General features: G+C 55.5%; 8 protein-coding genes and 3 tRNA genes. 5 read left to right on the top strand and 6 right to left on the bottom strand.

Going from position 1 to position 10683, the window contains the following annotated elements; translation table 11 throughout:
- Positions 1–166: 166 nt before the first annotated feature.
- The 5 genes from lnt to miaB form a co-directional block, all read right to left on the bottom strand.
- Positions 167–1648, bottom strand: a complete 1482-nt coding sequence (gene lnt / locus QT231_RS23680; protein ID WP_308339228.1) for an apolipoprotein N-acyltransferase — start codon at positions 1646–1648, stop codon at positions 167–169.
- A 66-nt stretch (positions 1649–1714) separates the two neighbouring features.
- Positions 1715–2614, bottom strand: a complete 900-nt coding sequence (locus QT231_RS23675) for a transporter associated domain-containing protein (RefSeq protein ID WP_308339227.1) — start codon at positions 2612–2614, stop codon at positions 1715–1717.
- 158 nt (positions 2615–2772) lie between these two features.
- Entirely contained in the window at positions 2773–3279 is a 507-nt protein-coding gene (ybeY, locus tag QT231_RS23670) for an rRNA maturation RNase YbeY (RefSeq protein ID WP_308339226.1), read from the bottom strand.
- Positions 3276–4355, bottom strand: coding sequence for a PhoH family protein (locus QT231_RS23665; protein WP_133730080.1), 1080 nt, complete (start codon positions 4353–4355; stop codon positions 3276–3278). The genes ybeY and QT231_RS23665 overlap by 4 nt, the downstream gene beginning before the upstream one ends.
- A gap of 85 nt (positions 4356–4440) precedes the next feature.
- The gene (gene miaB, locus QT231_RS23660) at positions 4441–5784 is read right to left on the bottom strand and encodes a tRNA (N6-isopentenyl adenosine(37)-C2)-methylthiotransferase MiaB (protein WP_308339225.1); all 1344 of its coding nucleotides are present in this window, start codon (positions 5782–5784) and stop codon (positions 4441–4443) included.
- A gap of 199 nt (positions 5785–5983) precedes the next feature.
- Here miaB and QT231_RS23655 point away from each other — a divergent pair.
- From QT231_RS23655 to QT231_RS23640, 4 genes are all read left to right on the top strand, one after another.
- Positions 5984–6059, top strand: a tRNA-Asn gene (locus tag QT231_RS23655).
- Between the two features lie 53 nt (positions 6060–6112).
- Positions 6113–6188 (top strand) — tRNA-Asn (locus QT231_RS23650).
- 31 nt (positions 6189–6219) lie between these two features.
- Positions 6220–6295, top strand: a tRNA-Asn gene (locus QT231_RS23645).
- A gap of 168 nt (positions 6296–6463) precedes the next feature.
- On the top strand, positions 6464–6829 hold the full coding sequence (locus QT231_RS23640; protein WP_308339224.1) for a metalloregulator ArsR/SmtB family transcription factor: 366 nt from the start codon (positions 6464–6466) through the stop codon (positions 6827–6829).
- Between the two features lie 82 nt (positions 6830–6911).
- On the opposite strand, the gene QT231_RS23635 is transcribed toward QT231_RS23640, so the two are convergent.
- Positions 6912–9029 carry a carboxy terminal-processing peptidase gene (locus QT231_RS23635; RefSeq protein WP_308339223.1) on the bottom strand — a complete coding sequence of 706 codons (2118 nt, stop codon included), beginning with the start codon at positions 9027–9029 and terminating at the stop codon, positions 6912–6914.
- A gap of 138 nt (positions 9030–9167) precedes the next feature.
- Here QT231_RS23635 and QT231_RS23630 point away from each other — a divergent pair, with 138 nt between their 5' ends.
- A complete protein-coding gene (locus QT231_RS23630; RefSeq protein ID WP_308339222.1) occupies positions 9168–10487 on the top strand; it encodes a M18 family aminopeptidase in 1320 nt (439 codons plus the stop codon).
- Positions 10488–10683: the final 196 nt, after the last annotated feature.

Genomic DNA, 10683 nt, shown 5'->3' with positions numbered 1-10683 from the left:
CAGGGACTGATCTCGATACTGGACGCGGTAAGATGGCTCAAGCGTTCTTCATGAACCGCCGTGGTACGGAACCGTATGCCCGGTGGTGTGAGAGGACAGGGGAGGCGACTCCCCTTCCTACTCGATCAGCTTTCCTAGGTGCCGTCTTCCTAGAATCGTGGCTTTGTCAGCTTCGCGCTTGACGGGTGTCGCGCGCGGCCACTACGCCCGGTATCAGCATCAAGCCTGCCAGCAACCAAGCTGGCCAACTACCCAACCGGGTGAAAGGTGTTAAGCCCTCCATCGCGTAGAACTCGCCGGTAAGCGTTGTGGTTTCAAACTGGGGGGCGCGTTCTACAATTTGCCCATTGGGGTCGATAATTGCGGTAATACCGTTGCTGGTAGCGCGTACCACATAGCGACCGTTCTCTAAGCCACGCAGGCGCGCCATCTGCAGGTGCTGGTGGGGGCCGATTGAGGCACCAAACCAGGTGTCGTTAGACACCGTCATAATCACTCCGCTGTCTTGAGCGCGGCGGGCGACCAGCTGCGGATAAATAATCTCATAGCAGATCGCATTGCCAATATTCACCCCTGCGGCCTGCATCGGCGTTTGCTCTGTTGCACCTTTGGTGAACGTAGACATTGGTAAATCGAAAAAATTAATCGCCCCGCGCAGCAAGCTCTCCAGCGGCAGGTACTCGCCAAAGGGTACCAGGTGCTCTTTCTGGTAGCTGCCTTCTACGTTGCCTACGCCAATAACGCTATTGAAGTAGCGTTCTTGTTCGTCGCGCTGAACGATACCGGTGAGTAGGGCGACGTCAGGCGGCAGGTTCGCTTGCACCCGCTCTAACACCGGGCGGGCCTGGGTCTCCATCATCGGCAGGGCGGTTTCAGGCCAGATGATCAGGTCGACCTCATCCGCGACTTCGCGGGTGAGGTCGCTATAGGTGTTCGCGGCGACCCGCTGGCCCTCGGGCGTCCACTTTAATAGCTGCGGCAGATTGCCTTGTAAGAGTGCCACACGGGTAGGTTCGCTTGCCGGCGTGGTCCACTGTTGGGGGAGTGCCAGGGGGATTACCCAAATAGCCGCAAGGGGGGCGAGTGTCCACCACTGGCGGCGAAGCAGCAGTTCAGCCCCAAGCGCGCCGCTAAGTGCGACCATAAGTGAGAGCAGGTAGACGCCGCCAATAGGCGCCCAGGCAGCCAACGGTGAGTCGACATAGCCAGAGCCTAACAGCAGCCAGGGAAAGCCGGTAAACAGGTAAGTCCGCAGTACTTCTCCCAGTACCCAGGCACCGGCAAAGCTGATAAACGCCAGCCGTGCCGAGGTAAAGCGCCGGTAAAGCCAAAACGTACCGGCAAAAAACAGTGCCAGAACAGTGACGAACAGGGCAGTTAGAAATACCGCTAGCGGTACACCTGTATAGCCATAGTCGTGGATAGAGACATATACCCAGGAGGTGCCGCTAGCGAATAGGGCCACACCGTATAACCAGCCCTTTAAGGCTGCCTGGGCGGGGGTTAAAGTGTGCAGGCCCACATAGAGCAAACCAATCGCCACCGGGCCCAGCCACCAAAGCTCAAAGGGGGAGGCTGTCAGGGTGGTGAAGCCGCCTGCGACCAGCGCGGCAAGCAGCTGTAACAAAAACGCGGGGGGTAAACCCATAGCGATAACCTATCTACGGTAAGGTGCGAGAGAGTGGTTAGAGAGCAGTGTGACGGTAAGCGGCGCCTAGGCTGACTTGTTCTCCTGATCATCATCCTCTTCGTCATCACGACGAGTGTCGCGGTAGGCTTCGAGTAGACGAATGCGCCGAGTGTCGGCATTGAGAATCACAAACCGCCAGCCGCCCAGAATGGTGTGTTCACCGCGCCGAGGCAGATGGCCAAACTGCTGCATCACCAAGCCGCCAACGGTGTCGAACTCATCGTCAGAGAACTCGGTGTCAAAGCGGTCGTTAAAGTCTTCGATGGGTGTCAGCGCGCGAATGGCAAAGCGGCCATTTTCAATTTCACGGATATCGTCCTCTTCATCGGTATCGTGCTCATCTTCGATGTCGCCGACGATCTGCTCAAGAATATCTTCAATGGTGATGATGCCCGCGGTGCCGCCGTACTCATCCACCACCACTGCCATGTGGTTGTGGGTGTCGCGAAACTCTTTAAGCAGGCTGTTGAGCCGTTTTGATTCAGGGATAAACATGGCCGGGCGCAAAATATCATCTAACTTGAAAGCATCACGCTGGGCCTGTGTCTGGGAGAGCAGGGGGAGCAGGTCTTTGACCAGCAGGATGCCTTTTACATCATCCAGGTTTTCGCCAATCACCGGATAGCGGGAGTGACCGGTTTCCTGAATCAGCGGTAGGTAGCCGTCGCTGGTTTGATCCAGCGCAATGGCTGAGACCTGGGAGCGGGGTATCAGTACTTCGCGAACCTGCTGATCGCTGATCTCAAGCGCGCCTTCGATGATCATGATGGCGTCCTGATCCAGCTTTAATTTCCCTGCGGTATGGCGTAAAAACGTCATCAGCTCATCCCGCGAGCTGGGTTCGTCATTGTCTCCGGAAAGGGCGCTAAAGAGTTTCTCGAGCCAGGATTTTTGATTGGGGTTGCTCGATCGGTCTTCGCTCATGCGTCAATTCTCTCGTTTGCGGGCAGACAGTTGCTAACAGTTGCTATCTCATTGACTAGTCGTCAGGTAGCCGTTTTATCACTGAAACGGGGGATAGTACCAGATTAGTTGTTACGTGATTTAACGCACCTACTGCCAAATAATAAAGAGGCAGATGTTTAAGCGTCATCCCTAGTGGGCATTTGGGTGTTGTCCGCATAGGGATCGGGGATGTTTAGCTCGGCTAACAGCTCGCGCTCAAACTGCTCCATCTCTTCAGCCTCTTGATCATCCATATGATCGTAGCCCATTAAATGCAGGATGCCATGCACGACCATATGGGCGTAGTGATGCTCAATCGACTTACCTTGCTCAACCGCTTCCTGGGCCACCACGGCGTGGCAAATCACCAGGTCGCCGAGTAGCGGCAACTCCACACCCGGCGGGCTCTCAAAGGGGAATGACAGCACGTTGGTGGTTTTGTCTTTACCGCGGTAGTCACGATTGAGCGTTTGGCTTTCAAGCTCATCCACAAACCGAATGGTTACTTCAAGACGCTGGTCGTCAGGGTGGTGTGCAAACACACAGCCCACCCATTGGGTGAGCTGTGCCAGGCTGGGTAGCAGTGGTTCGTCAATCGCCGCCTGACGATCAACGATGCATCCATTCTTTGTACCTTCACTCATCGCGAGCTATCCCAGGCGCCTTCACGTGCCTGCATACGTGCGTCGCGCTCTTGCTGGCGCACCTCGCGGCGGGCACGCTCTTCCACTTCCTGCTGGGATTCAAACATATCGTAGGCTTCGATAATGCGCTGAACCAGCGGGTGGCGCACCACGTCCTTGGCGGCAAAATGGGTAACGCCGATGCCTTGAGTGTCTTTCAACACGTCGAGCACTTGAATCAGCCCCGACCTCTGGCCCTTGGGCAGGTCGACCTGGGTGACGTCGCCGGTAATCACGGCGGTAGAGCCAAAGCCAATCCGGGTCAGGAACATCTTCATCTGCTCAGGCGTGGTGTTCTGGCTCTCATCCAGAATGATATAGGAGTTATTGAGCGTACGGCCGCGCATATAGGCCAGCGGAGCAATCTCAATCACCTGACGCTCAATCAGTTTAGCTACCTGTTCAAAACCGATCATTTCGTACAGTGCATCGTAAAGGGGACGCAGGTAGGGATCGATTTTCTGGGCCAGGTCGCCGGGCAGAAAACCCAGCTTTTCACCCGCTTCAACCGCCGGGCGCACGAGCAGGATGCGGCGGACTTCCTGTTGGTTGAGTGCTTCTACTGCGGCGGCAACGGCAAGGTAGGTTTTACCCGTGCCCGCGGGGCCAATGCCGAAGTTGATATCGTGTTCGCGAATGCTTGAAACGTAACGCTGCTGGTTAAGCCCGCGCGGTTTGATCATGGTGCGCGGTGTGCGCATAATCACTTCATCGCTGCTGCCGGTGCCATCCTCTTCCTCTTCCAGCGCTTCAAGCCCGGATTCTTGCAGGAACAGGTGCACAGTATCGGCGTCGAGTTCGCTCGCCGCTGTTTCGCGATAGAGGTGTTCCAACACATTCGCCGCTGCCTTAATGCGGTTGGCGGGGCCTGCCAGTTGGAATACATTGCCTCGGTTGCGCAGCGTCACATCTAGGCGGCTTTCAATCAGCTTCAAATGCTCGTCCTGCTGGCCGCAAAGGCTAGCAAGGCGCTGCGGATCATTGGGTTCAAGGCTTAAGGTGATGATGCGATTGGCCTGAGGTGTTGGCTGGCTCAAGAGTGGGGAACCCCTCGTTAGTGTGTGTATCGTTCAGCTTACTGCCCCGCCCGAAGCGGGGCAATGATCTGTGATAAGAGAACGATCAATAGCGCTCGGGCGAGGCAAGCTCACCGCGCAGCGAATTGGGAAATGCCTCGGTGATTTCCACATCGACAAAGTAGCCGATCAGCTCGGTGGGGTTGGCAGCGCGGAAGTTAACCACGCGGTTATTCTCGGTACGCCCAGAGAGCTGACCGGGGTCACGCGGCGAAAAGCCGTTAACCAGTAAGCGCTGCGTGCTGCCAACCATGCGACGGCTAATCTGCGCGGTTTGCTGAATAATCCGCTCTTGTAGAATGGCCAAGCGCTGCTTTTTGACGCTTTCCGGGGTTTCATCCGGTAAGCCAGAGGCAGGGGTGCCCGGGCGCGCGGAGTAAACAAAGCTAAACGAGTGATCGAAGCCGATTTGATGAATCAGGTTCATCGTTGCTTCAAAATCTTCTTCAGTCTCGCCGGGGAAGCCGATGATAAAGTCAGAGGAGAAGCTGATATCCGGGCGATTGGCGCGGATACGTTCCATCTTCTCAATATATTCGGCCGCCGTATGACCCCGCTTCATGGCGTTAAGAATACGGTCTGAGCCAGACTGTACCGGTAGATGCAGATGGCTCACCAGCTCAGGAATATCGGCGAAAGCGTCCACGAGACTGTCAGTAAACTCCACCGGATGCGAGGTGGTAAAACGGATGCGGTCGATGCCCTCTACCGCTGCAACGCAGGCAATCAGCTCAGCCAAGTCGATTTCATCGCCAAGCTGGTTCTCACCGCGGTAGGCGTTAACATTCTGGCCTAGCAGGTTGATCTCGCGCACGCCCTGGTCGGAAAGGTGAATGACTTCATCCATCACTGCTTCGAAAGGGCGTGAGACCTCTTCACCTCGGGTGTAGGGCACCACGCAGAAGGTGCAGTACTTGGAGCAGCCTTCCATGATCGATACAAACGCCGTCGCACCATCAGAGGTGGGCTTGGGCAGGTGATCAAACTTTTCGATCTCAGGAAAAGTGACATCCACTGCGGCAATCTGATTATTGCCTCGCGCGTCCAGCATGGAGGGCACCCGATGCAGGGTTTGCGGTCCGAATACCATGTCTACGTGGGGCGCACGTTTGCGGATTGCTTCACCTTCCTGGCTTGCCACACAGCCACCTACGCCAATCACCAGGTTCGGATTAGCGTCTTTGAGTTTTTTCCAGCGTCCCAGCTGATGAAAAACTTTCTCCTGCGCTTTTTCGCGAATCGAGCAGGTGTTGAGCAGAATGACGTCGGCTTCACGCTCATTATCAGTGAGTTCGAGCTGGTGCGATTCGCCGAGTAGATCCGCCATACGGGAGGAGTCGTACTCGTTCATTTGGCAGCCGTGCGTTTTGATGAAGAGCTTCTTCGCCATCGGTACCTGTCATCTATGAGTCGTCGGGGGGACGAGGATGAATGGAGTTCTGTCGCGCGGTCGGCAGTGATGTTGCCTGAACCGCTATCATGTATGGGGGCATTATACGGATACAGGAAACCAGCGGCTAGCGTTCATCTGTAATCGATACTTGACCCTCACGTTTCTATGAGTATACTACGCACCGTGTTTGAGCAGTTCCTCGATAGCTCAGTTGGTAGAGCAAATGACTGTTAATCATTGGGTCGCAGGTTCGAGTCCTGCTCGAGGAGCCAATTATTTGTTAATATTTATTAGCAAGTTGGCTTCGCTTTAAACACCACAACGTTCCTCGATAGCTCAGTTGGTAGAGCAAATGACTGTTAATCATTGGGTCGCAGGTTCGAGTCCTGCTCGAGGAGCCAAGTTGTCCTGCTATTAATATCTATACGTTGTTCCCCGATAGCTCAGTTGGTAGAGCAAATGACTGTTAATCATTGGGTCGCAGGTTCGAGTCCTGCTCGGGGAGCCATTTAGTTTTCTGTATTACCCTTTCCTTTTTTGCCTCCCGATGCTTACTATGACATCAGGGTGTTTTGTCGTGTCTGCCTGTTGCGTAACCGAGTGGCGCTTACCGCCTGCGGTTGTTGTGGCGTAAACTACATACAGTACATACATAGCCAATCAGTCTGGGGCCTTTATGGTGGGCAAAGTGAATACACCGCAAGCCTTGCAGGTGTTTAAATGTTTAAGCGATGAAACGCGTTTGATGCTGGTGCTCCTGGTGGCTCAAGAGCAGGAGCTGTGCGTGTGTGAAATGACCCATGCGCTGCAGGAGTCGCAGCCCAAGGTGTCGCGCCACTTGGCGCAGCTGCGTCAGTGTGGGCTACTGAGTGATCAGCGCGAAGGGCAGTGGGTCTATTATCGGCTTGCACCAAAGCTACCCGCCTGGGCGCTTGAAATTATTCGCGCGGGTCGTCAGGGTAGTGCCGTTCAGTTGGCAGCGCTTACTAAGCGCTTAACCAGGATGGGCGATCGGCCTGCCCGTCTGGCTGCGCTATGTTGAAAACAAGACGTTAAAACCAAAACGCCGCCCCTTGTGAAGGGAGCGGCGTTTTGAATTCAGCGTATTGTTTAGCTAAAAGCCATTACCGCTTTGCGGCTAGTCGCTGAGACTCTTGTAGGTGGGCGTAATCGAGCAGAATTTCAGCCGATTCGAGTACATAGGCACGATCAACGGCCAGTGCTTCATCCTCTTCGCTTTCGCTGTTTTGCGAGGTCTCGGTATCACCTGTTTCTTCCGTTACCCCCTCTGTGGCATCTGTCCGTGCATCCATCCACTCATCCAGTTCTTCTAAACCTAGCGCACGGCGGCGTTGGTTTTCCAGCGAGAGCTGCTCAGCTTCCTGGGCTTCCATTTCACGCTTACGCTGCTCGCGATTTAAGCTCACGCTGGTATGCTGCTCTCGTAGCTGGCGGGCCAACGTGGACTGGCGCTCTAAATAGCGGAAGTTAGCGTTGTCCTGGGCACGTGCATCGTGCTGGGCAATCAGCTTGTCCAGCACCGTTTCTGGTTCGCCATAGCGGCGGTATTGAACGTTCTGAACGGTGTCCCAGGCCAGGGCATTGTCCAGGCTGCTTTCGCCGATACGCTCGGGGTCAATTAGACTGGGGTAACCGATATCCGGCTCAACGCCACGGTTCTGGGTGCTGTCACCAGAAATACGATAGAACTTGGCGCGGGTTAGCTTGATTTGTCCATGGCTCAGGTCGTTAAGCGTCTGCACGGTGCCTTTACCAAAGGTAGGCGTGCCCAGGATCAGGCCACGACCATAGTCTTGAATGGCACCGGCAAAGATCTCCGAAGCGGAGGCGGAGAGGCGGTTCACCAGTACGCCAAGCGGGCCGTCATAAAGTGTACCTGCTTCGCTGTCGCCATACAGCTGAATACGGCCCTGAGCATCGCGCACTTGTACGGTGGGGCCGCGATCGATAAACAGGCCAATAAGTGAGTTGGCTTCCTGTAACGCGCCGCCGCCGTTGTTGCGCAGGTCAAGCACGATACCTTCCACACCCTCTTCTTTAAGGCGTTCGACTTCCTTGGCCACATCACGGGTAGTGCTGCGGTACTCCTCTTCACCCGCTTGCCAGGCATCAAAATCGACGTAGAACGTGGGGATATTGATCACCCCTAGACGGTGAGGCTCACCGTCGCGCTCGACTTCAATCACTTCGCCGTGGGCGGCTTGATCTTCAAGGCTGACGGTGTCGCGGGTAATCTCAACGATCTGCGAGCGGGTCATATCGACCGCCTGGGCAGGCACTACATCCAGGCGAACGACGGAGCCTTTGGGGCCGCGTATCAGATCTACTACGTTGTCCAGGCGCATGCCGACTACATTGACCATCTCGCCCTCTTCCTGGCCAACAGCGATAATGCGATCTGCTGGCTCAAGTACGCCTGCGCGCTCTGCCGGGCCACCGGGTACTAAGCTGGAGACTTTTACGTACTCGCCATCCGATTGAAGCAGGGCACCAATGCCTTCGAGGGAGAGACTCATTTGGATATCAAACGATTCGCCCTGGCGGGGGGAGAGGTAACCTGTGTGTGGGTCTATGGTGCCGGTGACGGCTGCCATCAAAACGCCAAACACGTCTTCAGGTTCCGTTTGTTCCAAGCGCGTCAGTTGGCCTTCATAGCGCTGGCGCAGATTCTTTTCAATCTGCTCGTTATCCTGATCGGTCAGGGCGAGTGTTAACGCGTCGTTTTTAAGCCGCTTGCGCCACAGCTCGTCAAGCTCGCTTTGCCGGGATGCCCAGGGTGCCTCTTCACGATCAATTTCCAGGCGCTCATTACTTTCGAAATCGAAATCAAGGCCTTCGTCCAGCTGCGCAAGCAGTGACTCAAGGCGCGCCCGCTGGCGCTCACTGAATGCGTTGTAGAGACCAAATGCATCATCCAACTCGCCATTGAAAAGGGCGTCTGCCATGCCAGTTTCTAAGTGGCGATAGGGTTCGATGTCGCTACGCAGCAAGTAGGCGCGCTGGCCGTCAAGAATGTCCAAGTAGCGTTGGAAAGCATCCCTGGACCACGCTTCATCAAAAGTAATATCAGCATAGTGGCCGTAGCGGAGCGAGTCCGCAATTTCCACTGCCGCCTGGCGTTGTTCGTTGGTCGGCTCAAGTTGCGCGAAGGCAGTTGGGCTGGTAATAACCAGCATGACAGCCAGGGCGACCGAACGCGAAAGCATTGCAAACAAGCTCATCAGTCAAGCTCTCCCGGATTTGTGTACACTCATTCTTCCCTAGACCCGCGTATGACCCATGAGTTGCGTAGGCCGAGGGGGTATTGTAGCAGGTCACCTGCGCTATGAGACTCAATCATTACTGTTATGAGGATTTCCATGTCCGAGACTTTCAACGCTGATCGTTTAATGCGTTTATGCGATTTTCTGCGCCAGTCACCAACCCCTTGGCACGCCGCCGGTAATATGGCCGCGCGACTGGAGCAAGCCGGTTTTCAGCGGCTGGAAGAGAAGGCTAATTGGCAGCTAACGCCAGGCAAGCGTTACTACGTCACCCGTAATGACTCCTCGATTATTGCGTTTCAACTGCCTGAGTCTGCATTAACAGCGCTGCGGATGATTGGTGCTCACACTGATAGCCCGGGGCTGCATCTAAAGCCCAACGCTACTCAGTGTTCTGCTGGTTGGCTGCAGATGGGCGTGCAGGTATACGGCGGTGTTTTGTTGGCGCCGTGGTTTGATCGTGATCTTGGGTTGGCGGGGCGGATATATGTGCGCCATGCTGATGGTCGCTTACAGAGCGTGTTGCTCAATGTCGACCGTGCGATTGCCATGGTGCCAAGCTTGGCGATTCACATGGATCGTGATGTTAACGCTGGCCGTCCGATTAACCCGCAGACGCAAATGGCGCCGGTATTAATGCAGAGCAACTCTGCCACCTTGGAGCAGCTGTTGGCGCAATGGGTGGAAGAGCAGCACGGACTGCGTGAAGTGGAAGTAGTTGATTTCGAATTAGGCTTTTACGACGTTCAGCCGCCCTCCCTGGTGGGTGTGAAGCGAGAGCTGGTGGCGAGTGCCAGGCTGGATAACTTGCTCTCCTGCTTTATTGGTTTAGAAGCGCTCTTGGCTTGCGATGGCAGCCAAGGCGCTTTGCTGGTCGCTAATGACCATGAGGAAGTCGGCAGTGCCAGTGCCTGTGGAGCCCAGGGCCCTTTTTTAGCGGATGTGCTGAGGCGTATTAATGCCCAAGTTGGAGGCCAGGGGAGTGAGGGGGGGAGTGAGGAGTCGCTGATTCAGTTGATTCAATCGTCGTTGATGATCTCTTGCGATAACGCCCACGCGCTACACCCTAATTTTCGTGATAAGCACGATGAGCGGCACGGCCCGGCGATTAACGGAGGCCCGGTCATCAAGGTGAATGCGAGCCAGCGCTACGCTACCAATAGTGTTACAGGCGCGCTGTTTCGCGATGTTTGTCGTGAAGCGGATGTGCCGGTGCAGTCGTTTGTTACCCGGGCAGATATGGGCTGCGGCAGTACGATTGGCCCGATTACTGCCACTGAATTGGGGGTGCCCACCATTGATGTAGGGGTGCCTCAATGGGCGATGCATTCGATTCGTGAAACCGCGGGCACGAAAGATGTCGAGTACCTGACCCGCGCGTTGGTGGGGTTCTTGAATCGCGCCGAGATAAGCTGATAACTTCTCTTCCGTGCATATACAGCATATACAAAAAGCCCGCTGACAGGATCAGCGGGCTTTTCTGTAGTGCGCCAGGCATGGCGCGCAGCGCCTTGACAGGCGCTGTTCCTGGGGGTGGTGCCTCAGGATGACTTGGGGGTGAAAGTCCCCTGCACGCCCGGCAAGGGGAAGTGCTAGCCGACGGCAAGGGTGT

The sequence above is a fragment of the Halomonas sp. SpR1 genome (assembly GCF_031010175.1).
Lineage (GTDB): Bacteria > Pseudomonadota > Gammaproteobacteria > Pseudomonadales > Halomonadaceae > Vreelandella.
Note: the sequence above shows the minus strand (reverse complement) of the source record. Positions and strands in the feature narration are given on the sequence as shown.